The sequence below is a fragment of the Enterobacter sp. CPE_E890 genome (genome assembly GCF_046521475.1).
GTDB classification, from domain to species: Bacteria; Pseudomonadota; Gammaproteobacteria; order Enterobacterales; family Enterobacteriaceae; genus Enterobacter; species Enterobacter adelaidei.
In genome coordinates this window covers 3,970,513-3,994,303 of the sequence record NZ_JBKFZW010000001.1, presented here as the reverse complement: position 1 = coordinate 3,994,303, position 23,791 = coordinate 3,970,513, and the positions used below count along the sequence as shown (strand labels likewise).

The window sequence follows — 23,791 nt, the reverse complement described above, 5'->3', positions numbered from 1 at the left end:
AGGTGATTATGTCCGTACTCGATCTAAACGCCCTGAACGATCTGCCAAAAGTCGAACGCATTCTGGCGCTCGCAGAAACCAACGCCCACCTGGAAAAGCTGGACGCCGAAGGGCGTGTGGTATGGGCGCTGGAAAACCTGCCGGGCGACTATGTGCTTTCGTCGAGCTTTGGTATTCAGGCGGCGGTCAGTTTGCATCTGGTGAATCAAATTCGTCCGGACATTCCGGTGATCCTCACCGATACCGGCTACCTGTTCCCGGAAACCTACCAGTTTATTGACGAGCTGACGGACAAGCTCAAGCTGAACCTGAAAGTTTACCGCGCGACGGAAAGCGCGGCCTGGCAGGAGGCGCGCTACGGTAAACTCTGGGAGCAGGGCGTTGAGGGCATTGAGAAATACAATGAGATCAACAAAGTTGAGCCGATGAACCGGGCGCTGAAGGAGCTTAATGCACAGACCTGGTTTGCAGGGCTACGCCGCGAGCAGTCCGGCAGTCGCGCCACGCTACCCGTGCTGGCGGTTCAGCGCGGGGTGTTCAAAGTGCTGCCGATCATCGACTGGGATAACCGGACGGTGTATCAGTACCTGCAAAAGCACGGGTTGAAATACCATCCGCTGTGGGATCAGGGTTACCTGTCGGTGGGGGATACCCACACCACGCGTAAATGGGAACCGGGAATGGCAGAAGAAGAGACGCGATTCTTTGGCCTCAAGCGCGAGTGCGGACTGCACGAAGGGTGATCCCATTTCCTCCCTCTCCCTGTGGGAGAGGGTCGGGGTGAGGGCATCAGGGCGCACTAGGCCTTATTAGATTTCGCCAGCTCCTTCACCAGCGGCAGCATCACCTTCACTACATCACGACTGCGGTGTTCAATCCGCTGCGGCAGTGCGCTATCAATGTGTTGCTGATTATCCAGCATCACGTTATGCCAGCTAATCCCGTCCGGGAAGGCTTTCGATTTAGCCCGCTGCTGATAGCCATCTTTCTTCCCCAGTGCCCAGTTAGTTGCTTCCACATACAGCACCGGAATACCCGCTTTATCGAACACCTCACCATCGTTACAGCAGCCTGTTCCTCGCGGATAATCAGGATTGCCGCCTGGGTTACTGGTGGCATAGACCCCATGGCTGCGGGCAATCGCCAGTGCCCGGTCGCGCGTCAATTTTCGCACGGTACCCGGCGTACTTTGTCCGCTGTTGAAATAGAGCTTATCGCCGACGATCAGGTTATCGAGGTTGATCACCAGCAGGGTATTTTTCTTCTCTTTGGCGCTCATGCGCTTCAGGAGATTCTCAGCGCCGAGTTTGCCTTCTTCTTCACCACTGGTGGCAACGAAACGAATCCCGTATTTAGTCGGTATATCCTTCATTCGTTCTGCCAGTTCGAGCATCACGCCCAGACCCGCGGCGTTATCATCCATACCCTGCAGCGTCAGACCACCGAGATTGTTATCGGTATCGGTGTCGCTCATTGGGGCGTAGGTATCGAGGTGCGCCATAATAATGATCTGCTCATCCGCGCTACCTTCGTGAGCCGCAATAACCGTACTACCGGTCACGTTATGCCAGTTTTTGGTTTTATTGCGTGAGGTATAGATATAGCGGCTGTGAAACGTGCGGATATCGCTCTGGTAACCCATGTCGGCAAACTGCTGACGAATATAGTCGGCGGAGAGCATTTCCGCGGGGGAACCGGTCATGCGGCCAGGAAATACGGTGGCAATATGTCGCGCCTGCGTATTCGCGATTTCACCGTACGGTTGATTTTTTGCCTGAGCCGGAAGGATGAAGCAAACGCCGAGCGCCAGGGCAGCAATACGGTGGCGCGTTGCGGAAAACATAGTGAGTCCTTAAAAAACAGAGCAAAATTTTAACCCGCCTAGTATGAAACTGTGATCGTCCATACACAATTTGAATTGCTCTTAAATGCCCGAAATTTCGCGTGTTAAGCACTTTTTGATATTTGCTTTTTCATGGCGTTATTCCATTGAGTAACTACTCATTCCAATTCGTAATTTCATTCGGTCTAAGCCGCCCCCTATAGTCCCTTTATTCCTCGTTGTTAGTGAGTTGCTGCTGTGGACTATCTGCCCTTATTTGCTGCGATTAAAGATAAGCCGGTGCTGGTTGTTGGCACAGGTGAGATTGCCGATCGCAAAATCGTATTTCTGCAGCGCGCAGGGGCGCAAGTGCGGGTCGTTGCAGGGGCGGATTTCGACGAATCACAAATCGACAGCGTGGTGCTGGTGATTGCGGCAACGGAAGACCGCGAGCTGAACCGACGGATCTCAGATGCTGCTCAGGCGCGTTACCGTCTGGTGAACGTGGTGGACGATCAGCCTTTATGCTCCTTTATCTTCCCGTCGATTGTTGATCGCTCCCCGCTGCTGGTCGCTATCTCCTCCGGTGGTACCGCACCGGTGCTGGCGCGCGTATTGCGGGAAAAAATCGAAGCGCTGTTGCCAACCAGTCTCGGACGTATGGCAGAGAAAGCGAGCTACTGGCGCAATCATCTGAAAACCCGACTGACCAGCGTGACGGAACGTCGTCGCTTCTGGGAACGCGTTTTTCGCGGCCGCTTTGCCAGCCTGATGCATGCAGGCAATGAGACAGCGGCGCAGAAAATTCTTGAAGACGAACTGGATAACCCCGGCAGCACCGGCGGGGAGATCATTCTGGTAGGTGCAGGGCCGGGCGATGCAGGGCTCCTGACGCTGCGCGGCCTGCAGGTGCTGCAGGACGCGGACGTGGTGTTCTACGATCACCTGGTTACTGACGGCATACGCGAACTGATTCGCCGCGATGCCGAGCAAATCTGCGTCGGCAAACGGGCTGGAGAGCACTCGGTGCCGCAGCACGACACCAATCAGATACTGGTTGACGCCGCCAAAGCGGGCAAAACCGTGGTTCGTCTGAAAGGGGGCGATCCTTTCATTTTCGGTCGTGGCGGCGAAGAATTGCAGGCAGCAGCCGAAGCGGGGGTGCCGTTCCAGGTGGTTCCCGGCATCACGGCGGCTTCTGCGGTAACGGCTTATGCCGGTATTCCGCTGACCCACCGCGATTACGCCCAGAGCGTGACCTTTGTGACCGGCCACTACAAGGCCGACAGCACGCCGTTCGACTGGTCCCACCTCGCTCAGAGCCGACAGACGCTGGCGATTTACATGGGCACGATGAAGGCGGCGGACATCAGCGAACAACTTATTCAGCACGGTCGCGAGGCGAAGACACCTGTTGCCGTTATTTCTCGCGGTACGCGCGTCGATCAGCACGTTGCTATCGGCACCCTTGACGATCTTGCAACCCTGGCGAAAGACGCCCCTATGCCCGCCCTGATCGTGGTGGGGGAAGTGGTGCAGCTGCACAGCACGCTCGCCTGGTTTCAGCACACAACCGACACAGAAGGCTTTGGTTCTTCTGTTATAAATTTGGCTTAAGGAACGGTTATGGACCAAAAACGTCTTACTCACCTGCGGCAGCTCGAAGCGGAAAGTATCCATATTATCCGCGAAGTGGCCGCCGAGTTTTCTAACCCGGTGATGATGTATTCCATCGGCAAAGACTCCAGCGTCATGCTGCATCTGGCGCGTAAAGCGTTTTACCCGGGTACGCTGCCGTTCCCGTTGCTGCATGTGGATACCGGCTGGAAATTCCGCGAAATGTACGAATTCCGCGACCGTACCGCCAAAGCCTATGGCTGCGAATTGCTGGTGCATAAAAACCCGGAAGGTGTGGCGATGGGCATCAACCCGTTCGTGCACGGCAGCGCCAAGCACACTGACATCATGAAAACCGAAGGGCTGAAGCAGGCGCTGAACAAATACGGTTTTGATGCGGCCTTCGGCGGCGCGCGTCGTGATGAGGAAAAATCCCGTGCGAAAGAGCGTATCTACTCTTTCCGTGACCGCTTCCACCGCTGGGACCCAAAGAACCAGCGCCCGGAGCTGTGGCACAACTACAACGGCCAGATCAACAAAGGCGAAAGCATTCGCGTCTTCCCGCTCTCCAACTGGACCGAGCTGGATATCTGGCAGTACATCTATCTGGAAAATATCGAGATCGTTCCGCTGTATCTGGCCGCTGAGCGTCCGGTACTGGAGCGCGACGGGATGCTGATGATGATCGACGACGATCGCATCGACCTGCAGCCAGGTGAAGTGATCAAAAAACAGATGGTGCGTTTCCGTACCCTCGGTTGCTGGCCATTGACCGGTGCGGTGGAATCCAGCGCGCAGACGCTGCCGGAGATCATCGAAGAGATGCTGGTGTCGACCACCAGTGAGCGACAGGGGCGCGTGATTGACCGCGACCAGGCAGGCTCCATGGAGCTGAAGAAACGTCAGGGTTATTTCTAAGGAGCCGCCATGAACACGACCATTGCTCAACAAATTGCCAAAGAAGGCGGCGTAGAAGCTTATCTGCACGCGCAACAACATAAGAGCTTGCTGCGCTTTCTGACCTGCGGCAGCGTGGATGACGGGAAAAGCACCCTGATTGGCCGTCTGCTGCACGACACGCGTCAGATTTACGAAGATCAGCTCTCTTCCCTGCATAACGACAGCAAACGTCACGGCACCCAGGGTGAAAAACTCGATCTGGCCCTGCTGGTGGATGGCCTGCAGGCGGAGCGCGAGCAGGGCATCACCATTGATGTGGCTTATCGTTACTTCTCTACCGAGAAGCGCAAATTTATTATCGCCGACACCCCGGGGCACGAGCAGTACACCCGTAACATGGCGACCGGCGCCTCCACCTGCGATCTGGCGATCCTGCTGATCGACGCCCGTAAAGGCGTGCTCGATCAAACCCGTCGTCACAGTTTTATTTCCACGCTGCTGGGGATCAAACACCTGGTAGTGGCAATCAATAAAATGGATCTGGTGAATTTCAGCGAAGAAAAATTCGATGAGATCCGCCAGAGCTACCTGACCTTTGCCGAACAGCTGCCAGGTAACCTGGACATTCGCTTTGTGCCGCTCTCGGCGCTGGAAGGCGATAACGTCGCGTCCCAGAGCACGAACATGCCGTGGTACAGCGGCCCGACGCTGCTGGAAGTGCTGGAAACCGTTCAAATTCAGCGTGTGGTTGATACCCAACCGATGCGTTTCCCGGTGCAGTACGTGAATCGTCCGAACCTCGATTTCCGTGGTTTTTCAGGCACTATTGCATCAGGTTCTGTGAAAGTGGGTCAGCGCGTCAAAGTGCTGCCATCGGGCGTAGAATCGGCTATTGCCCGTATTGTCACTTTTGACGGTGACCTGCCGGAGGCGGGAGCCGGTGAAGCGGTGACGCTGGTGCTGAAAGATGAGATTGATATCAGCCGCGGTGACCTGCTGGTGGATGCGCACGAAACGCTGACGGCGGTACAGGGCGCGTCCGTGGATGTGGTGTGGATGGCCGAACAGCCGCTGACCGCTGGGCAAAGCTACGACATTAAAATTGCGGGCAAGAAAACCCGCGCCCGCGTGGACGGTATTCAGTTCCAGGTAGATATCAACAATCTGACCCAGCGTGACGTCACCGAGCTGCCGCTGAACGGCATCGGCCTGGTCGATCTGACCTTCGACGAGCCACTGGTGCTGGATCCGTATCAGCAAAACCCGGTCACGGGCGGGCTGATCTTTATCGACCGTCTGACTAACGTCACCGTCGGTGCCGGGATGGTGCGCGAGCCTAACGAACAGGCCGCCGTGGCGTCTGAGTTCAGCGCCTTCGAACTTGAACTGAATGCGCTGGTGCGTAAACACTTCCCGCACTGGGGTGCGCGCGATCTGCTGGGAGGGAAGTAATGGCTGCTCATGATGAGAACGTCGTCTGGCATCCTCATCCGGTCACTGTCGCTCAGCGTGAGCAACTCCACGGTCACCGTGGGGTTGTGCTGTGGTTTACCGGGCTATCGGGTTCCGGTAAATCCACGGTAGCGGGGGCGCTGGAAGAGGCGCTGTATCAGCAAGGCGTGAGCACATACCTGCTGGATGGTGACAACGTGCGCCATGGTCTGTGCAACGATTTGGGCTTCAGCGACGAAGACCGTAAAGAGAATATACGTCGGGTAGGGGAGGTGGCTAGCCTGATGGCGGATGCCGGGCTGGTGGTCCTTACTGCGTTCATCTCTCCGCACCGGGCAGAGCGCCAGATGGTGCGTGAGCGCGTTGGGCAGGATCGCTTTATCGAAGTGTTTGTCGATACGCCTCTGGAGATTTGTGAAGCGCGCGATCCGAAAGGGCTGTACAAGAAAGCGCGTGCGGGTGAACTGCGAAATTTCACGGGAATAGACGCAGTATACGAAGCGCCTGAATCGCCTGAAATTCACCTGGAAGGTCAACAATTGGTAACAAATTTAGTAAGCCAATTATTAGACCTCCTCAGATGGGACGATATTATCAGATCCTGAGACGGTATCGTTTGGGCGCTATTTACCCGAGCGATGAGTCATGGTCACAGGATTAGCTATGCGCAACAGTGAAAACTACATCATTACCACCGGGTCGGAGCCGATAGCGACCGACGACGAGACGACCTGGTCATTTCCTGGGGCCATCGTCGGCTTCGTCTCGTGGTTACTGGCGCTGGGTATCCCGTTTCTCATTTACGGCGGTAATACGCTGTTCTTCTTTCTCTACACCTGGCCATTCTTCCTGGCGCTGATGCCCGTCGCGGTTGTCGTCGGCATTGCGTTGCATTCGCTACTCAATGGCAAACTCCTTTACAGTGCCGTGGTCACGATTGTGACGGTGGTCCTGATGTTTGGACTGTTATTTTTGTGGCTCATGGGCTAACTTCAGCCATAATTCAAACCGTAACCAACTGTGTGACGATATTGTGCAGGGCGATTCTGCGGAAAAAATGTGGTACATTTGCCCGCGATGTTGCGGCATCTCTGTACCCCCGGCGTAGTGCCCTGGGGCGTTTTGGGATGATGATGCCGTTTTTCAGGGGGCAGGATGGGTAAACTAACGCTGCTGTTGCTGGCTTTGCTGATCTGGCTGCAATACTCGCTGTGGTTCGGTAAAAACGGGCTGCACGACTATAGCCGGGTGAGCGATGACGTTGCGGCTCAGCAGGCAACAAACGCCAAACTTAAGGCGCGAAACGATCAACTCTTTGCTGAAATTGATGACCTCAATGGCGGGCAAGAAGCGATTGAGGAACGCGCACGCAATGAACTCAGTATGACTAAGCCGGGCGAAACTTTTTATCGTCTGGTTCCGGATGCGTCTAAACGCAATCAGGGCTCAGCACAAAACAATCGATAATCAGGCCCAGGATTACGACATGGCAGTAACTTTTTCGGACGTATGCGCCGTGGTGCCGGCCGCAGGTTTTGGCCGGCGCATGCAGACAGAATGTCCCAAGCAATACCTCTCAATTGGCGATAAAACGATCCTCGAACATGCTGTGGCGGCGCTGCTGGCGCATCCACGTGTGAAGCGTGTGATCATCGCTATCAGCCCGGGTGATGCGCGCTTCGCGCAGTTACCGCTGGCAAATCATCCGCAGATTACCGTTGTCGATGGCGGTGCCGAGCGCGCCGATTCCGTGCTGGCGGGCATTCGGGCCGCCGGGGATGCACGGTGGGTGCTGGTGCATGATGCCGCGCGTCCATGCCTGCATCAGGACGATCTTGCGCGCCTGCTGGCCCTGAGCGAAACAAGCAAGGTTGGCGGGATTCTCGCCGCGCCGGTGCGTGACACCATGAAACGCGCTGAGCCGGGTAAACGGGCTATCGCTCACACCGTTGATCGCGTCGATTTATGGCACGCGCTGACGCCACAATTTTTCCCCCGCGAATTACTCCATGACTGCTTAACGCGTGCGCTTAAAGAAGGTGCGACCATTACGGACGAAGCCTCAGCGCTGGAGTATTGCGGTTTTCACCCTGAGCTTGTTGAAGGACGCGCTGATAATATAAAAGTGACGCGCCCTGAAGATTTACAGCTCGCGGAATTTTATCTTACCCGTTCGACCCATCAGGAGAAGGCATAATGCGAATTGGACACGGTTTTGATGTACACGCCTTTGGCGGAGAAGGCCCAATTATCATTGGCGGCGTACGTATTCCTTATGAAAAAGGGTTGCTGGCGCATTCTGATGGCGACGTGGCATTACATGCATTAACCGATGCATTGCTCGGTGCTGCTGCGCTGGGTGATATTGGCAAGCTTTTTCCTGACACGGATCCGGCCTTCAAAGGTGCGGATAGCCGTGCGTTGCTGCGTGAAGCCTGGCGTCGTATTCAGGCCAAAGGTTACACCCTGGGCAACGTCGATGTGACGATCATCGCTCAGGCACCAAAAATGTTGCCGCACATTCCTCAGATGCGCGTGTTTATTGCTGAAGATCTGGGTTGCCATATGGATGACGTCAATGTCAAAGCAACCACCACTGAGAAACTGGGCTTTACCGGCCGCGGCGAAGGGATTGCCTGTGAAGCCGTGGCGTTGCTGATGAAGGCGAACGCATGACAGACTTCGACAATCTGACATACCTCCACGGTAAACCGCAGGGGAACGGGGTGCTGAAAGCCAGCCCCGAAGACTTCCTCGTGGTCGAGGATCTGGGGTTCGCGCCCGATGGCGAAGGCGAACATATCCTGGTGCGCATTCTGAAAAATGGCTGCAATACCCGCTTTGTGGCCGATGCGCTGGCAAAATTCCTCAAAATTCATGCTCGTGAAGTGAGTTTTGCCGGCCAGAAAGATAAACACGCCGTCACTGAACAGTGGCTATGCGCACGCGTTCCCGGCAATACGATGCCTGATTTAAGCAAATTTGAGCTTGAAGGCTGTAAGGTACTGGAGTACGCCCGCCATAAACGCAAATTGCGTCTGGGCGCCTTGAAAGGTAACGATTTTACGCTGGTGCTACGCGAAATCACAAACCGCGATGACGTCGAGAAGCGTTTGGCTGCTATCAACGCCGATGGCGTGCCTAACTACTTTGGCGCTCAGCGCTTTGGTATTGGCGGCAGCAACCTGCAGGGTGCGCTGCGCTGGGCACAAAGTGATGCGCCCGTCCGTGACAGGAATAAACGCAGTTTTTGGTTGTCTGCGGCGCGTAGTGCGTTGTTTAATCAGATTGTGAGCGAAAGGCTGAAAAAACCGGACGCGAATCAAGTTGTTGTTGGCGATGCGCTACAATTAGCGGGACGCGGAAGCTGGTTTGTGGCAACGGCCGAAGAAATGGCCGATGTTCAGTCGCGCGTGGATGCCAAAACGCTGATGATTACCGCCGCGTTGCCCGGTACGGGCGAGTGGGGGACGCAGGGCGATGCGCTGGCTGCGGAGCAGTCTGCCGTTGCGAATGCACAAGAATTACAATCATTGCTGGTGCGAGAAAAAGTCGAAGCAGCACGCCGCGCGATGCTGCTCTATCCGCAGCAGTTAAGCTGGAACTGGTGGGATGACGTAACCGTCGAGTTACGCTTCTGGCTGCCGGCAGGTAGCTTTGCCACCAGTGTTGTCAGGGAACTTATCAACACATCGGGTGATTATGCGAATATTGCTGAGTAACGATGACGGGATCCACGCGCCGGGCATTCAGACCCTGGCGAAACACCTTCGCGAATTTGCGGATGTGCAGGTCGTGGCCCCCGATCGTAACCGCAGTGGAGCGTCTAACTCACTGACGCTGGAGTCGTCGCTTCGCACTTTTACCTTTGAAAATGGCGATATTGCCGTGCAGATGGGCACGCCGACAGACTGCGTATTTCTGGGGGTGAACGCGTTAATGCGACCGCGCCCGGATATCGTCGTCTCGGGTATTAACGCCGGGCCAAATCTCGGCGATGACGTGATTTACTCCGGTACCGTGGCAGCCGCAATGGAAGGACGACATCTGGGGTTCCCTGCCCTGGCGGTCTCGTTAAACGGTCACACGCATTACGACACCGCAGCCGTGGTGACCTGCTCGATCCTGCGCGCGCTCAGCCGTGAGCCGCTGCGTACCGGGCGCATCCTCAATATCAACGTGCCGGATCTCCCTCTGAATGAAATTAAAGGCATTCGCGTCACGCGATGCGGAAGCCGGCACCCGGCCGATCAGGTGATCCCGCAGCAGGATCCACGTGGGAATACGCTTTACTGGATCGGTCCTCCCGGCGATAAGTGCGATGCGGGTCCTGATACCGACTTTGCCGCCGTGGATGAAGGCTATGTTTCGGTTACACCGCTGCACGTAGATTTAACCGCGTATAGCGCGCATGATGTGGTGTCGGGCTGGCTGGATCGCGCAGGAGTGAACGCGCAATGGTAAACAAACGTGTACAAACTCTTCTGGAACAACTACGCGCGCAGGGGATCCGCGACGAGCACGTGCTTGAAGCGCTCGCTCAGGTTCCGCGTGAGAAATTTGTAGACGAGGCGTTTGAACACAAAGCGTGGGAAAACGTGGCGCTGCCTATTGGGCAGGGCCAGACGATTTCGCAGCCCTACATGGTGGCGCGCATGACGGAGCTTCTGGAGCTGACTCCCGACTCCCGTGTACTGGAAATTGGCACCGGATCGGGGTATCAGACCGCCATTCTGGCGCATCTGGTTCATCATGTGTGCTCCGTTGAGCGTATTAAAGGTTTGCAGTGGCAGGCGCGTCGTCGCCTGAAACAACTTGATTTACATAATGTTTCGACACGACACGGTGATGGATGGCAGGGTTGGAAGGCTCGCGCCCCGTTTGACGCTATCATCGTGACGGCGGCCCCGCCTGAAATTCCTGCAGCCCTGTTGTCGCAGCTGGATGAGGGGGGCATTCTTGTTTTGCCTGTCGGGGACGAGCAGCAGCTTTTGAAGCGCGTTCGTCGACGTGGCGGCGAGTTTATTATCGACACCGTGGAAGCCGTGCGCTTTGTGCCTCTGGTAAAGGGGGAGTTGGCCTGAGACTCGGAATTATCCAGGGTTATTAAGGCAAATTCAGCGTATGGTGTGGCGCGAAAGAGTCGTGCCTTCACGGTAAATTTTAAGTCACTGGTAGTTAACACATTCCTGGGGGATAAATGAGCGCGGGAAGCCCTAAATTCACCATTAGCCGTGTTGCGGCATTATCACTGGTTTCGCTTTGGCTGGCAGGCTGTACAAGTTCTAACAACGCGCCTGCGCCCGTCAGTTCCGTCGGCGGAAACAGCGGCTCCGGTAGCACGTCCAGCGGAATGTTGATCACGCCGCCACCTAAAATGGGTACTGCTGCGCCGCAGCAAACACCACAAATTCAGCCTGTGCAACATCCTGTTACACAGCCAATGCAGGTTCAGCCAGTTGAACAACCTGTCCAGACCCAAAATGGCCGCATAGTTTATAACCGTCAGTATGGGAACATTCCTAAAGGCAGCTATACCGGCGGCAGTACCTATACCGTGAAACGCGGCGATACGCTGTTCTACATTGCGTGGATTACCGGGAACGATTTCCGTGACCTCGCCCAGCGTAACAACGTTCAGGCGCCGTATGGACTGGAAGTGGGCCAAACGCTTCAGGTTGGCAACGCCACAGGCAAGCCACTTACGCCAGGTAACACCGTTTCTGCGGCCGATGTGACTGCACAAAATAACAGCGTTAAGCCTGCACAAAAATCCACCACAGTGGTTGCTTCACAACCTGTAATTACGTATTCTGAGGATTCAGGTGATCAGACTGCTAACAAAATGTTGCCGAATAATAAAGGGACTGCGACTGTTGTCACAGCACCCGTGACGGCACCTGTGGTTAGCTCTACTGAACCGACTGCCAGCAGTATGACGTCCAGTTCGCCAATTTCTACATGGCGCTGGCCAACTGACGGCAAGGTTATCGAAAACTTCTCTTCCTCCGAAGGTGGAAATAAAGGGATCGATATCGCAGGGAGTAAGGGACAGGCTATCATCGCGACCGCAGATGGACGTGTTGTATATGCCGGTAACGCTCTGCGCGGTTACGGTAATCTTATTATCATCAAACATAACGATGATTACCTGAGTGCCTACGCCCATAACGACACAATGCTGGTCCGGGAACAACAAGAAGTTAAGGCGGGGCAAAAAATCGCTACTATGGGTAGCACCGGAACCAGTTCTACACGCTTGCATTTTGAAATTCGTTACAAGGGGAAATCCGTAAACCCGCTGCAGTACTTGCCGCAGCGATAATTTGACGGGGCATGCCAGCCAGGGTGTCTCGTTCAGGGATCACGGGTAGGAGCCACCTTATGAGTCAGAATACGCTGAAAGTTCATGATTTAAATGAAGACGCGGAATTTGATGAGAACGGAGTAGAGGCTTTTGACGAAAAAGCCTTAGTAGAAGAGGAACCCAGTGATAACGATTTGGCTGAAGAAGAGCTGTTATCGCAGGGTGCCACACAGCGTGTACTGGACGCGACTCAGCTTTACCTTGGGGAGATTGGTTACTCCCCACTGTTAACGGCCGAAGAAGAAGTCTATTTCGCACGTCGTGCTTTGCGTGGTGATGTTGCCTCGCGTCGTCGCATGATTGAAAGTAACCTGCGACTGGTCGTGAAAATTGCTCGCCGTTACGGCAATCGTGGTCTGGCTCTGCTGGATCTGATTGAAGAGGGCAACTTAGGCCTCATCCGCGCAGTTGAGAAGTTTGACCCGGAACGCGGGTTCCGTTTCTCAACCTACGCGACCTGGTGGATTCGTCAGACCATCGAACGGGCTATTATGAACCAGACCCGTACGATCCGCCTGCCGATTCACATCGTCAAAGAGTTGAACGTTTATCTGCGTACCGCGCGCGAGTTGTCCCATAAACTGGACCACGAGCCAAGCGCAGAAGAAATTGCCGAACAACTCGACAAACCGGTTGATGACGTAAGCCGTATGCTGCGTCTCAACGAGCGCATTACCTCTGTTGACACCCCGCTGGGTGGCGACTCCGAAAAAGCGCTGCTGGACATCCTGGCCGATGAAAAAGACAACGGCCCGGAAGACACCACGCAGGACGATGACATGAAACAGAGCATCGTCAAATGGCTGTTCGAACTGAACGCCAAACAGCGTGAAGTGCTGGCGCGTCGTTTCGGTTTACTGGGGTATGAAGCTGCAACACTGGAAGACGTCGGCCGCGAAATTGGCCTGACCCGTGAACGTGTTCGTCAGATTCAGGTTGAAGGTCTGCGCCGCCTGCGTGAAATCCTGCAGGGGCAAGGTCTGAATATCGAAGCGCTGTTCCGCGAATAAGCAACCTTTCGTCAAAAAAAGGCCCGTCGTGAGACGGGCCTTTTTCTTTTTTTCTACGGCTGTGCTGTTTCGTGCAGCAAACGCCACGTGATCAAATCACCTTCCAGATTAAGCAGGGCGGTTGACCAGCGCACGTTGACCGGGTGATCGGGACGAGTTTGCGTCTCCCGGTAGTGAAGAACCGCTCCGTGGCTCCATGTCTGTCGAGTTGTTAATTCATCGATGACGATCTTCAGTCCTGGACGGCTTCCGCGCTGTTTTTCCAGAAAGCTGACAAGACCGTCATAGTTGATATGGGTCCCCCCAGGCGGGGCCATCAAAAAATCAGGCCGGAAACGGGCGAGCAGGGCGTCAATATTACCTTCGCCATTACCTAACCAGCTTTCGAGCGCAATGTGGAGGTCGATAATCTCTTGTTCGAAAAGCGTCATGAATTCTCCTGTCGCAGTTGTGTTAGCACCTGCTTATTGTTAAGACGAAAAGCATACAGTACAGGCAATAAGGTGATGCCTGCGGCAAAAATAAACATCCCGTGCCACGCGGCGAGAGGTGTCAGATATATCTGGGCCAGGTTCAGCATCTGTGCCAGTAGCAGGGCTCCGGCAAAAAAGCTCAACTGGCGATTAAGATTCCACAGGGCGCTGGCATCCGGCATCTCTTCCCGGCGCGTCGTCAAAAAAGCACTACTCTGAGCTGTGCTGCTGCAAAGACTGCCTCCTGCTCCCATCAATACAAACGCAACGGTCGGTAACAGCGCTGTTGTGGCTGAGTTGACGCTGAGCAACAGCAAAATGCCCAGCGCCTGCAGCAGGCAACCCGTGACAATAAGTGGCCGAGGGCCGATGCGGTTAAAGTAGCGGCCCGTCGCTGTGATCGCCATGAATGATGCCAGAGACCATGGCAGCATGAGCATTCCCGTTTCGGCAGGCGTCATGTTCGCTTCGTTCTGAAGATAAAACATACCTGTCACGTTCACCCCAATAAACATGCCGGGTACACATAAATAGACCAGCATGGAAAAACGCAGAAGTGGATTCATCAGCAAAGGCAGATTTAACAGCCTGGTCGCTTTCATCGGTGGCATTTCGTGTTTCAGCCACAGGGAGGCCAACATAAACGTCACCACCGCAACGGGAAGGGTGGCAAAAAATATCCACCGCCAGCTTAGCATCTGCACCAGAACTCCCCCGATTGCAGGCGAGCAAGCGGGAGCAAGCAACGCCACCAGCATGACCGCTGAAGAAAGTCTGGCACGCTCGTGGGGCTTATACTGTTGCCAGGTCAGTGCTTGTCCGACGGGGATCAATAAGCCTCCTCCCACTCCCTGCAGTACTCGCCAGGCAATCAGGCTTCCCAGTGAGGAAGACAAGCCTGCGGCAACAGAGGTTGCGCTGAACAGTAAAAGCGAGAGCAGGATGACGCGCTTTGGCCCGATGCGGCGTGTCAGCACGGTGCTAAAGGGGATCACCAGTGTCAACCCGGCAATATACCCGTTACTGACCCAGGCTAGCGCTGAAGGCGTAGCGTTAAACGTGTGCGCTATTGCCGGAAAGGCGACACTGGCAATAAACATGTTGATCAAATCAAGAAAAAAGCCCAGTAGATAAACAACGGCGACTTTGCTGCGATACGTCATGGCGGTTCCTCCCGTGAGGTGGCGTATCGTAGCGGCCCGGGAGGTACGGATAAATGCGACAAAGCGAGATATACTGTCAAACACATTTTGACAGTAAAAAGAGTGACGATGATTAATTTACAGCGGACGGCGATGTTTGTAGCGGTAGCGGATACCGGCAGTTTCACTGCGGCAGCCGACGCTATGGGGCTGACAAAAGCCGTGGTTAGCTTCAATATCCGCCAGCTCGAAGCTGAGCTGGGCGTCACCCTGTTGCTGCGTTCCACCCGACGTCTGACCTTAACCGAGGCCGGTGCGCTTTTTCATCAACGCAGCGTCGCGCTTCTGAAGGATGCAGAGCAATTGCAGGACGATGTACGCGCGAATCATGGGGGGCTCACGGGGGAATTGCGGATCACGACCACACCGGAGTATGGCTCAAGGGTCGTAGTTCCTTTGCTGGCCAGGTTTAGCCAGCAGCATCCTGATCTTCGCGTAAGACATGTTTCGTCGTCGCTGCATGCCGACCTAATTTCAGAGCGCTTTGATGTCGCCATCCGGCTGGGGACGCTCGCCGACTCGCGCTATCACGCAGCTGCGATCTCGCACTTCTCCATCCTGCCCGTCGCGACGCCCGAGTGGCTGGCGAAAAATCCAATTGAATCGCTGGAACATCTGGCACAAGCTGACTGGCTCGTTCACGAGCGTCTGACCTCGCCGTTGCACTGGCAGGTAAAAGATGCCAGCGGGGCATCAGAGACGCTGGAGATTAAAAAAGCACCGCGTTTGTTTGCGGACAGTGCGCAGGCGCTAATGGCCTTTGCACTTGCAGGAAGTGGTGTGGCGTTACTACCGGAATGGCTGGTGCGTGAGGCACTGGATGCGCGAAATCTGGTGTCGGTTTTACCGGGATACACCTTTGCGAGGCAGGGCATCTACGCGGTTTATCCTGATGCCCGGCATGTACCCGCAAAAGTGCGCAGCTTTATCGATTTTATGCGCACCAGCGTGAATTAATCGTGCATCATCTTTTTGATGAGCGCAGAGAACTGCTCCCGCTCGGCCTTGTTTAGACGTCCTAAAAACGCCTCATCCACCTCATTGCCAACCGGTTTACAGCCTGCAAGCAGGGCTTCTCCTTCTGGCGTCAGGAAGACAAACCGGCGGCGCTTATCCGCAGGATCGAGTTCACGTTTGACCAGCCCGCGCGCCTCCATGCGGCTTAGCATTTCTGCCAGCGTCGCTTTTGTGCTAACCGCGACTTCGGTCAATGCCACCTGTTCAATGCCAGGATGCTCGGCAATTGAGCGCATGACCGCATACTGCGGCTTGGTCAGTTCCGGCAAGGCGTGCTGCCACTGCGCGGTATGCTGTTGAAAAAGCTGACGTAACAGGTGGAACGCCTCTTGTCTTAGTTCCATGAACACTCCGACGGAAAAAATCTCCCACTATGATAGCCGCTATTGCTCCGGATTTTAACGCGGCATTTTTTAGCGATTCGTGTGATCGTGTGCGAACGATCTTGTCAGGAAAATGGTTCGGGAGTAGTTTAGTTTTAATGTTCGTGTGCGAACAAAATAATTGAGGTGCTGAATGAGATTGATCGTGGGAATGACAGGGGCGACAGGTGCTCCGCTGGGCGTGGCGCTACTCCAGGCCTTGCGGGAGATTCCGGAGGTGGAGACCCACCTGGTTATGTCGAAATGGGCAAAAACCACCATTGAGCTGGAAACGTCTTACACCGCGCAGGACGTTGCTGCTCTGGCTGACGTTGTCCACAGTCCGGCTGACCAGGCCGCCACCATCTCATCCGGCTCATTTCGCACCGACGGCATGATCGTCATACCCTGCAGCATGAAAACGCTGGCGGGGATCCGCGCAGGCTACGCTGAAGGGCTGGTGGGACGCGCGGCGGATGTGGTGCTGAAAGAGGGGCGTAAGCTGGTGCTGGTTCCCCGTGAAACGCCGCTCAGCACCGTTCATCTGGAGAATATGCTTGCGCTTTCCCGCATGGGCGTGGCGATGGTGCCGCCCATGCCTGCGTATTACAACCACCCGCAAACCGCCGATGACATTACCCAGCATATTGTGACCCGTGTGCTTGACCAGTTTGGTCTGGAGCATAAAAAGGCACGCCGCTGGAACGGGTTGCAGGAGGCGAAACATTTTTCACAGGAGAATAAAGATGGCATTTGATGATTTGAGAAGCTTCCTGCAGGCGCTCGATGAGCAAGGGCAACTGCTGAAAATTGAGGAAGAGGTAAACGCCGAGCCGGATCTGGCTGCGGCAGCCAACGCAACGGGACGTATTGGCGACGGTGCCCCCGCGCTGTGGTTCGACAATATTCGCGGGTTTACCGATGCCCGTGTCGTGATGAATACGATTGGCTCCTGGCAGAATCACGCCATTTCGATGGGACTGCCTGCGAACACCCCGGTCAAAAAACAGATCGACGAGTTTATCCGCCGCTGGGATAAATTCCCCGTCACACCGGAGCGCCGCGCTAACCCGGCCTGGGCGCAGAATACGGTGGACGGTGAAGACATTAACCTGTTCGACATTCTGCCGCTGTTTCGCCTGAATGACGGGGACGGTGGTTTTTATCTTGATAAAGCCTGCGTTGTCTCGCGCGATCCGCTGGACCCCGATCATTTTGGCAAGCAAAACGTCGGTATTTACCGCATGGAAGTGAAGGGCAAGCGCAAGCTGGGCCTGCAGCCGGTACCGATGCACGACATTGCTCTGCATCTGCACAAAGCGGAAGAGCGCGGGGAAGATCTGCCAATTGCGATAACGCTTGGCAACGATCCAATCATCACGCTCATGGGCGCTACACCGCTGAAATACGATCAGTCCGAGTATGAAATGGCCGGCGCGCTGCGTGAAAGCCCGTATCCCATTGCTACCGCACCGCTGACCGGTTTCGACGTGCCGTGGGGGTCAGAAGTGATCCTCGAAGGGGTGATCGAAGGCCGCAAGCGTGAAATCGAAGGGCCGTTTGGTGAGTTTACTGGCCACTATTCCGGTGGTCGTAACATGACGGTGGTCCGTATCGACAAAGTCTCTTACCGCACCAAACCGATTTTCGAATCCCTCTACCTCGGCATGCCGTGGACCGAGATTGACTATCTGATGGGGCCAGCCACCTGCGTGCCGCTCTACCAGCAGCTAAAAGCGGAATTCCCGGAAGTGCAGGCGGTTAACGCGATGTACACCCACGGTCTGCTGGCGATTATCTCTACTAAAAAACGCTACGGCGGTTTTGCTCGTGCGGTTGGTTTACGTGCCATGACCACGCCGCACGGTCTGGGCTACGTGAAAATGGTCATTATGGTGGATGAGGATGTCGATCCGTTCAACCTGCCACAGGTGATGTGGGCGCTGTCATCGAAAGTGAACCCGGCCGGTGATCTGGTGCAGTTGCCGAACATGTCAGTGCTTGAACTTGACCCTGGTTCGAGCCCGGCGGGTATTACCGACAAGCTGATTATTGATGCTACGACGCCAGTTGCACCGGACACCCGTGGCCACTATAGCCAGCCGGTACAGGATTTACCCGAAACTAAAGCCTGGGCGGAAAAACTGACCGCGATGCTGGCTGCACGTCAATAAGGAGGAAAAGATGATTTGTCCACGTTGTGCCGATGAACACATTGAAGTAATGGCGACATCTCCCGTGAAAGGGGTCTGGACTGTGTATCAGTGCCAGCATTGCCTGTATACCTGGCGTGATACTGAACCGCTGCGTCGTACCAGCCGGGATCACTATCCGGAAGCATTTCGCATGACGCAGAAGGATATTGACGAGGCACCACAGGTGCCGACCATTCCGCCGTTGCTGTAAAAAAAGCCCGGTGGCGCTGCGCTTACCGGGCTTACGGGTTGTGTAGGCCGGGTAAGGCGAAGCCGCCACCCGGCAAAAAACTACACTAAACTCTTCAGCCGATAAATCCACTCCAGCGCCTGACGCGGCGTCAGGGAATCCGGGTCGAGGTTTTCCAGGGCTTCTACTGCTGGCGACGTCTCTTCCGCGGGTGCTAACAGCGACATCTGTGTGCCATCAATCTGCGTTGCAGCCGCATTCGGTGAGAGGCTTTCCAGCTCACGCAGTTTCTGACGCGCGCGTTTAATCACCTCTTTAGGAACACCCGCCAGCGCTGCGACGGCCAGGCCATAGCTCTTGCTCGCCGCGCCATCCTGCACCGTGTGCATAAAGGCGATAGTGTCGCCGTGTTCCAGCGCATCAAGGTGGACATTAGCAACCCCTTCCATTTTCTCCGGCAACTGTGTCAGCTCGAAATAGTGGGTTGCGAACAGGGTCATTGCCTTGATCTTATTCGCCAGACTTTCAGCACAGGCCCATGCCAGTGACAGACCATCATAGGTTGATGTTCCGCGTCCGACTTCGTCCATCAGCACCAGGCTGTGTTCCGTCGCGTTATGCAGAATGTTAGCCGTTTCGGTCATTTCAACCATGAAGGTTGAGCGGCCGCTAGCCAGATCGTCCGCTGCGCCCACGCGGGTAAAGATGCGGTCGATGGGGCCAATCTCCACGTTTTGCGCCGGGACGTAGCTGCCGATGTAGGCGAGCAGCGCGATCAGCGCTGTCTGGCGCATGTAGGTACTCTTACCGCCCATGTTCGGGCCGGTAATGATCAACATCCTTCTCTGCGGTGACAGGTTCAGGGGGTTAGCGATGAACGGTTCGTTCAGCACCTGCTCTACCACCGGGTGACGACCTTCGGTAATGCGAATGCCGGGTTTGTCGGCAAAGGTCGGGCAGGTATAGTTCAGCGTTTCAGCACGTTCCGCCAGATTCACCAGCACGTCCAGTTCCGCCAGCGCGCTGGCGCTCAGTTGCAGGTCGGCCAGGTGCGGCATCAGCATGTCAAACAGCTCGTCATACAGCTGTTTTTCCAGAGCCAGCGCTTTGCCTTTCGAGGTGAGAACTTTGTCCTCGTACTCTTTCAGCTCAGGAATAATGTAGCGTTCTGCATTTTTCAATGTCTGGCGACGCACGTAGTGAATCGGTGCCAGGTGGCTCTGCCCGCGGCTGATCTGAATATAGTAACCGTGTACCGCGTTATAGCCCACTTTCAGGGTGTCGAGCCCAAGTCGCTCGCGCTCGCGGATTTCCAGCTTATCAAGGTAGTCTGTTGCGCCGTCGGCCAGCGCGCGCCATTCGTCCAGCTCTTCGTTGTAGCCAGGGGCAATCACGCCGCCATCACGCACCAGAACCGGAGGTGCATCAATAATGGCACGCTCCAGCAGCTCGCGAAGCTCGGTAAATTCGCCCATGGTTTCGCGGAGTTTCTGAACAGGGGCGCTGTCTACGTCGCTTAACTGAGCACGCAGTTCCGGCAACTGCTGGAAAGCATGACGCATACGAGCGAGATCGCGCGGGCGCGCTGTCCGCAGAGCCAGACGGGCCAGGATACGTTCCAGATCGCCTACTTGGCGCAGGACCGGCTGCAGCTCGGTATAACGATCCTGCAACGCAGCAATCGTCTGCTGACGGCAAACCAGCATATCGGTATCCCGAATCGGCATATGCAGCCAACGTTTAAGCATACGGCTGCCCATCGGCGTCACCGTACTGTCGAGGACCGAGGCGAGCGTATTCTCGACGCCACCCGCCAGGTTCTGGGTGATCTCCAGGTTACGGCGCGTAGCGGCATCCATGATGATGCTGTCCTGCTGGCGCTCCATCGTGATAGAGCGGATATGCGGCAGGGCGGTGCGCTGGGTATCTTTCACGTACTGCAGAAGACAACCTGCTGCGCACAGTCCGCGCGGGGCGTTTTCGACGCCAAAGCCAATCAGATCGCGGGTGCCAAACTGGAGATTCAGTTGCTGACGCGCGGTATCAATTTCGAACTCCCAAAGCGGACGGCGGCGCAATCCACGACGGCCTTCGATAAGCGCCATTTCGGCGAAATCCTCGGCATAGAGTAATTCTGCCGGGTTGGTGCGCTGCAATTCGGCAGCCATCGTTTCACGGTCAGCCGGTTCACTCAGACGAAAACGTCCGGAGCTGATGTCGAGCGTCGCGTAGCCAAACCCTTTGCTGTCCTGCCAGAGTGCCGCCAGCAGGTTATCCTGACGCTCCTGCAGCAGGGCTTCATCACTGATGGTACCTGGCGTGACGATGCGCACAACTTTGCGCTCAACCGGACCTTTAGAGGTCGCCGGGTCGCCGATCTGTTCGCAAATGGCGACGGACTCGCCCTGATTCACCAGTTTGGCCAGGTAGTTTTCTACCGCGTGATGCGGGATACCTGCCATAGGAATGGGTTCACCCGCCGATGCACCACGTTTGGTCAGCGAGATGTCGAGCAACTGCGATGCACGCTTAGCATCGTCATAAAACAGCTCGTAAAAATCGCCCATACGGTAAAACAGCAGGATTTCCGGATGCTGTGCCTTCAGCTTAAGATACTGCTGCATCATTGGGGTGTGTGAATCTAAGTTTACGTTGTCATTCAGTGACATAATTTATATATTCCGTTGAATTTAAAGTAAATTGTGATTTTTGTTGTTCTCATTAGATATCACGTTGTCTCATAAAAAATCACCAAAACCCACTTGTAAGTGTAGGTCAAAGTGTAGGTTGTTATGTAGGTTATGGTATAATTGCACTCAATAAACTCACAACCTACACTTGGAAACAAAGGCTGGATTTCAGCCTTAATAAATCAAGTGGTTAGCCATAAAATGGATCTTATATGACGGATAAACCAGCAGGCAAACCTTTGTCATCCAAAGCGGTCGAAATGATGAAGCCTGGGGACAAAAACAAGGCTGATACGGGTGAGAACCGGGGCCTGCGTGTGACTTGCGGTGCTTCTGGTATCAAGACCTTTTTCTACCGCTATACTAGCCCAGTGACCAATAAGCTGTCACAGGTAAAAATTGGCAGCTTCCCGCAAACCTCGCTCGCAATGGCACGTATGAAGTTGCAAGAACTCAAACTAATCAGAAATGAAGGGCGCTGTCCGGCGTCTGAGCTAAAAGATGAGAAGCAACGGTTATTAGAAGAGAGCCAAAAACCAAAAGCGCCAGTGCTGACGGTTGAAGGGTTGGTTGAACTGTATCTTACCGAGCGTATTGAGGATCGTAAAACGAAGGATGGGAGGATCATTCCCGGTGCCAGAAAGCCTAAAGGGCAAGCAGAGGTTCGTCGCACTCTTTATGGTGATGCCGTTAAAACCTTAGGAACACGAAATGCTGCTGAGATTACGCGCCAGGATGTTATCAATTTAATTAATGGCATTGTTGCCAGAGGCGCAAACGTACAGGCTGGTAATGTTCTGAGGGAACTTTCACTCGCTTATGAGTTTGCTATTGGCCTTGGTCGTTTTGATGACAGTTTTGCGAATCCGGCGTTGTTAGCAAAATCCAGCTTGCGACAGACCAGAATCAAGCTCACAAACGGACGTGGAACACGAGTACTGAGCGAGGACGAGCTAGCAAAATTCCTTAAATGGCTTCCGGGTTCGGCTTACACGCCAACGATCAAAAACGTGTTACGTCTGACTCTCTGGACCGGGTGTCGTACCGGTGAAGTCTGCAATATGGCATGGAAGGATGTTGATCTTGAAAAAGGCACTATTCATCTGCGAGAAACTAAAACAGAGATAGAGCGCTACGTACAGTTATCTGATCAGGCAATCGACTTTCTCAAGGTTTTACGCCTTACCTCTGACAAATATCTATTCCCTTCGCAAGCCACTAAGAAGCCAATTCAGCAGAAGTATCTAACTGAAAACTCATGGCGTTTACGTGAAAGCGGTCAAATGCTTGATATGCCTCATTGGACGCCGCACGATCTGCGTCGTACAGTACGAACGGGGTTATCTCGTTTGCAGTGTCCAAATGAGGTAGCAGAGGCCGTATTGGGGCATACACGTGGCGGTGTTGAAGGGATCTACAACTTGTATAAGTATGATGCTGAGTGCCGGAAATGGCTGCAGGTATGGGCGGATTACTTGGATGGCCTGATAAAATAACAAATACAGATGCATTATTAATTTATGTTGCTGCAATAGAAGGGATTATTCATGCTTAGCGATTTCAATACCGAACAGCAAACTCTAATTGAGAAATTATCATTAGTTGATGATCTAGAAACTTGGGCAACTTATACCAGACATCTTGAAAAAGAAGTCAAGAAAAGTATCTATGAGTGTGCCAGATGTTTGTGGATAAAACGTAAAATACTTGATGGTAGCTTGCTTTTACATCCTAATGTTCGAATTGATTTAATTGAGCGGGAGTATAGGGCACTATCTATTCACAAGAAAATGATCTGGGCTAGTGTATTAGTCTCTTATAAGGGTGAAGATAGTAAGGAGTATTTTAAAAGAGTAAAGGGGAAGATAATTAGAAAGTATGGTCTCAAATGGTGGAAAGATGTTGATAGTAGAATAAAGCCAGCTTATGCAGCGCAGCAACGTATTTTAAAGCGTGTTGGTGCTCTTGGCCCGGGAGTAAAATACTTTGCCTCACAAAGTTTGTTTGTAGGCAGCATGTTAAATGATGAACTTGATGCAGCATTAAGAATGATTCCAGAGGATTAAGAGAAAACGCAATGAAGTTACCTTTTAGACGTTAATTCGTGATTTGAGATATAATATGTTGATTTTATTGATTTATTTAAATTATTCATTTCTTTATACTCAGGCTTGTACTCATTTTGGAGTTGGCTCGCATTCGTAATGCGAAGGTCGTAGGTTCGACTCCTATTATCGCACCATTTTAAACTCTTCACAAGTCTACCAAAATCAACTTAAAGCCCGTGCATTGCGGTTTCTGGCCCGTATCTTATCTCCTGTTATCAACTGGACTTGACCCTGACCCAAATTCATCGCTCACCGTATGGATTGGCCCTGAACTGATATGCTGTTAGGGTTAAGAAGATAAAAATCGCAGCCGGTGGGAAAGTGCAGACTTTATAGTGTAAATCACCCTAAGACGCGTTCCTGACCGTTAATCAACATACTTGAAG

The 23,791-nt window shown here is 54.1% G+C and carries 25 protein-coding genes; 20 read left to right on the top strand and 5 right to left on the bottom strand.

Annotation, left to right across the window (positions count from 1 at the left end; genetic code table 11):
- Positions 1–8 precede the first annotated feature (8 nt).
- Positions 9–743, top strand: a complete 735-nt coding sequence (gene cysH, locus ACLHV9_RS19750; protein WP_049007376.1) for a phosphoadenosine phosphosulfate reductase — start codon at positions 9–11, stop codon at positions 741–743.
- Positions 744–799: 56 nt separating this feature from the next.
- On the opposite strand, the gene ACLHV9_RS19745 is transcribed toward cysH, so the two are convergent.
- Positions 800–1,843, bottom strand: coding sequence for an aminopeptidase (locus ACLHV9_RS19745; protein WP_028016869.1), 1,044 nt, complete (start codon positions 1,841–1,843; stop codon positions 800–802).
- Between the two features lie 246 nt (positions 1,844–2,089).
- Between ACLHV9_RS19745 and cysG the strand changes: the two genes are divergently transcribed.
- The 13 genes from cysG (at position 2,090) to rpoS (ending at position 13,168) form a co-directional block, all read left to right on the top strand.
- Complete coding sequence (gene cysG / locus ACLHV9_RS19740; protein WP_407221194.1) at positions 2,090–3,439, top strand: siroheme synthase CysG; 1,350 nt, start codon at positions 2,090–2,092, stop codon at positions 3,437–3,439.
- A gap of 9 nt (positions 3,440–3,448) precedes the next feature.
- Positions 3,449–4,357, top strand: a complete 909-nt coding sequence (cysD, locus tag ACLHV9_RS19735) for a sulfate adenylyltransferase subunit CysD (RefSeq protein ID WP_006811770.1) — start codon at positions 3,449–3,451, stop codon at positions 4,355–4,357.
- A gap of 9 nt (positions 4,358–4,366) precedes the next feature.
- Positions 4,367–5,791 (top strand): sulfate adenylyltransferase subunit CysN, encoded by a 1,425-nt coding sequence (cysN, locus tag ACLHV9_RS19730; RefSeq protein ID WP_049007379.1) that lies wholly within the window; start codon positions 4,367–4,369, stop codon positions 5,789–5,791.
- Positions 5,791–6,396, top strand: a complete 606-nt coding sequence (gene cysC, locus ACLHV9_RS19725; protein WP_407221001.1) for an adenylyl-sulfate kinase — start codon at positions 5,791–5,793, stop codon at positions 6,394–6,396. The genes cysN and cysC overlap by 1 nt, the downstream gene beginning before the upstream one ends.
- Positions 6,397–6,454: 58 nt before the next feature.
- Complete coding sequence (locus ACLHV9_RS19720; RefSeq protein ID WP_028016864.1) at positions 6,455–6,781, top strand: DUF3561 family protein; 327 nt, start codon at positions 6,455–6,457, stop codon at positions 6,779–6,781.
- 165 nt (positions 6,782–6,946) lie between these two features.
- Positions 6,947–7,258, top strand: a complete 312-nt coding sequence (ftsB, locus tag ACLHV9_RS19715; protein ID WP_008499609.1) for a cell division protein FtsB — start codon at positions 6,947–6,949, stop codon at positions 7,256–7,258.
- Between the two features lie 19 nt (positions 7,259–7,277).
- Entirely contained in the window at positions 7,278–7,988 is a 711-nt protein-coding gene (ispD, locus tag ACLHV9_RS19710; RefSeq protein WP_128347324.1) for a 2-C-methyl-D-erythritol 4-phosphate cytidylyltransferase, read from the top strand.
- Entirely contained in the window at positions 7,988–8,467 is a 480-nt protein-coding gene (gene ispF / locus ACLHV9_RS19705; RefSeq protein ID WP_028016862.1) for a 2-C-methyl-D-erythritol 2,4-cyclodiphosphate synthase, read from the top strand. Before ispD ends, ispF begins: the two co-directional genes overlap by 1 nt.
- Positions 8,464–9,513 carry a tRNA pseudouridine(13) synthase TruD gene (truD, locus tag ACLHV9_RS19700; RefSeq protein ID WP_028016861.1) on the top strand — a complete coding sequence of 350 codons (1,050 nt, stop codon included), beginning with the start codon at positions 8,464–8,466 and terminating at the stop codon, positions 9,511–9,513. The genes ispF and truD overlap by 4 nt, the downstream gene beginning before the upstream one ends.
- Positions 9,494–10,255: a 5'/3'-nucleotidase SurE gene (gene surE, locus ACLHV9_RS19695; RefSeq protein ID WP_028016860.1), complete on the top strand. Its 762-nt coding sequence runs from the start codon at positions 9,494–9,496 to the stop codon at positions 10,253–10,255. The genes truD and surE overlap by 20 nt, the downstream gene beginning before the upstream one ends.
- Positions 10,249–10,875 carry a protein-L-isoaspartate(D-aspartate) O-methyltransferase gene (locus ACLHV9_RS19690; RefSeq protein ID WP_023333224.1) on the top strand — a complete coding sequence of 209 codons (627 nt, stop codon included), beginning with the start codon at positions 10,249–10,251 and terminating at the stop codon, positions 10,873–10,875. Before surE ends, ACLHV9_RS19690 begins: the two co-directional genes overlap by 7 nt.
- Before the next feature lie 116 nt (positions 10,876–10,991).
- Positions 10,992–12,116 carry a murein hydrolase activator NlpD gene (gene nlpD, locus ACLHV9_RS19685; RefSeq protein WP_028016859.1) on the top strand — a complete coding sequence of 375 codons (1,125 nt, stop codon included), beginning with the start codon at positions 10,992–10,994 and terminating at the stop codon, positions 12,114–12,116.
- Between the two features lie 59 nt (positions 12,117–12,175).
- Complete coding sequence (gene rpoS, locus ACLHV9_RS19680; protein WP_008499600.1) at positions 12,176–13,168, top strand: RNA polymerase sigma factor RpoS; 993 nt, start codon at positions 12,176–12,178, stop codon at positions 13,166–13,168.
- A gap of 53 nt (positions 13,169–13,221) precedes the next feature.
- Here rpoS and ACLHV9_RS19675 read toward each other — a convergent pair whose 3' ends face one another.
- Together ACLHV9_RS19675 and ACLHV9_RS19670 are read right to left on the bottom strand one after the other, a co-directional pair.
- On the bottom strand, positions 13,222–13,599 hold the full coding sequence (locus tag ACLHV9_RS19675) for a DUF4440 domain-containing protein (RefSeq protein WP_407221000.1): 378 nt from the start codon (positions 13,597–13,599) through the stop codon (positions 13,222–13,224).
- Positions 13,596–14,804 carry an MFS transporter gene (locus tag ACLHV9_RS19670; protein WP_108091037.1) on the bottom strand — a complete coding sequence of 403 codons (1,209 nt, stop codon included), beginning with the start codon at positions 14,802–14,804 and terminating at the stop codon, positions 13,596–13,598. Before ACLHV9_RS19670 ends, ACLHV9_RS19675 begins: the two co-directional genes overlap by 4 nt.
- Positions 14,805–14,912: 108 nt before the next feature.
- Between ACLHV9_RS19670 and ACLHV9_RS19665 the strand changes: the two genes are divergently transcribed.
- Positions 14,913–15,800 (top strand): LysR family transcriptional regulator, encoded by an 888-nt coding sequence (locus tag ACLHV9_RS19665; protein ID WP_108091036.1) that lies wholly within the window; start codon positions 14,913–14,915, stop codon positions 15,798–15,800.
- On the opposite strand, the gene ACLHV9_RS19660 is transcribed toward ACLHV9_RS19665, so the two are convergent.
- Positions 15,797–16,204 (bottom strand): MarR family winged helix-turn-helix transcriptional regulator, encoded by a 408-nt coding sequence (locus ACLHV9_RS19660; RefSeq protein WP_049007385.1) that lies wholly within the window; start codon positions 16,202–16,204, stop codon positions 15,797–15,799. The two genes, ACLHV9_RS19665 and ACLHV9_RS19660, sit on opposite strands and share 4 nt — an antisense overlap.
- A 172-nt stretch (positions 16,205–16,376) precedes the next feature.
- On the opposite strand from ACLHV9_RS19660, the gene ACLHV9_RS19655 reads away from it, so the two are divergent.
- Genes ACLHV9_RS19655 through ACLHV9_RS19645 form a run of 3 tightly spaced genes read left to right on the top strand, consistent with a single transcriptional unit; the run spans position 16,377 to position 18,628 of the window.
- Positions 16,377–16,979 (top strand): non-oxidative hydroxyarylic acid decarboxylases subunit B, encoded by a 603-nt coding sequence (locus ACLHV9_RS19655; RefSeq protein WP_108091035.1) that lies wholly within the window; start codon positions 16,377–16,379, stop codon positions 16,977–16,979.
- Positions 16,969–18,396, top strand: a complete 1,428-nt coding sequence (locus ACLHV9_RS19650) for a non-oxidative hydroxyarylic acid decarboxylases subunit C (protein ID WP_023308982.1) — start codon at positions 16,969–16,971, stop codon at positions 18,394–18,396. The genes ACLHV9_RS19655 and ACLHV9_RS19650 overlap by 11 nt, the downstream gene beginning before the upstream one ends.
- 10 nt (positions 18,397–18,406) lie before the next feature.
- Positions 18,407–18,628, top strand: a complete 222-nt coding sequence (locus ACLHV9_RS19645; RefSeq protein ID WP_028016852.1) for a non-oxidative hydroxyarylic acid decarboxylases subunit D — start codon at positions 18,407–18,409, stop codon at positions 18,626–18,628.
- An 80-nt stretch (positions 18,629–18,708) separates the two neighbouring features.
- Here the strand turns inward: ACLHV9_RS19645 and mutS are convergent, their stop codons facing one another.
- Positions 18,709–21,276, bottom strand: coding sequence for a DNA mismatch repair protein MutS (gene mutS, locus ACLHV9_RS19640; RefSeq protein WP_407220999.1), 2,568 nt, complete (start codon positions 21,274–21,276; stop codon positions 18,709–18,711).
- A 233-nt stretch (positions 21,277–21,509) separates the two neighbouring features.
- Between mutS and ACLHV9_RS19635 the strand changes: the two genes are divergently transcribed.
- Both ACLHV9_RS19635 and ACLHV9_RS19630 read left to right on the top strand, forming a co-directional pair.
- Complete coding sequence (locus ACLHV9_RS19635) at positions 21,510–22,793, top strand: tyrosine-type recombinase/integrase (RefSeq protein ID WP_257247501.1); 1,284 nt, start codon at positions 21,510–21,512, stop codon at positions 22,791–22,793.
- 51 nt (positions 22,794–22,844) lie between these two features.
- Positions 22,845–23,363, top strand: a complete 519-nt coding sequence (locus ACLHV9_RS19630) for a hypothetical protein (RefSeq protein WP_250365922.1) — start codon at positions 22,845–22,847, stop codon at positions 23,361–23,363.
- The last annotated feature ends 428 nt before the right edge of the window (positions 23,364–23,791 follow it).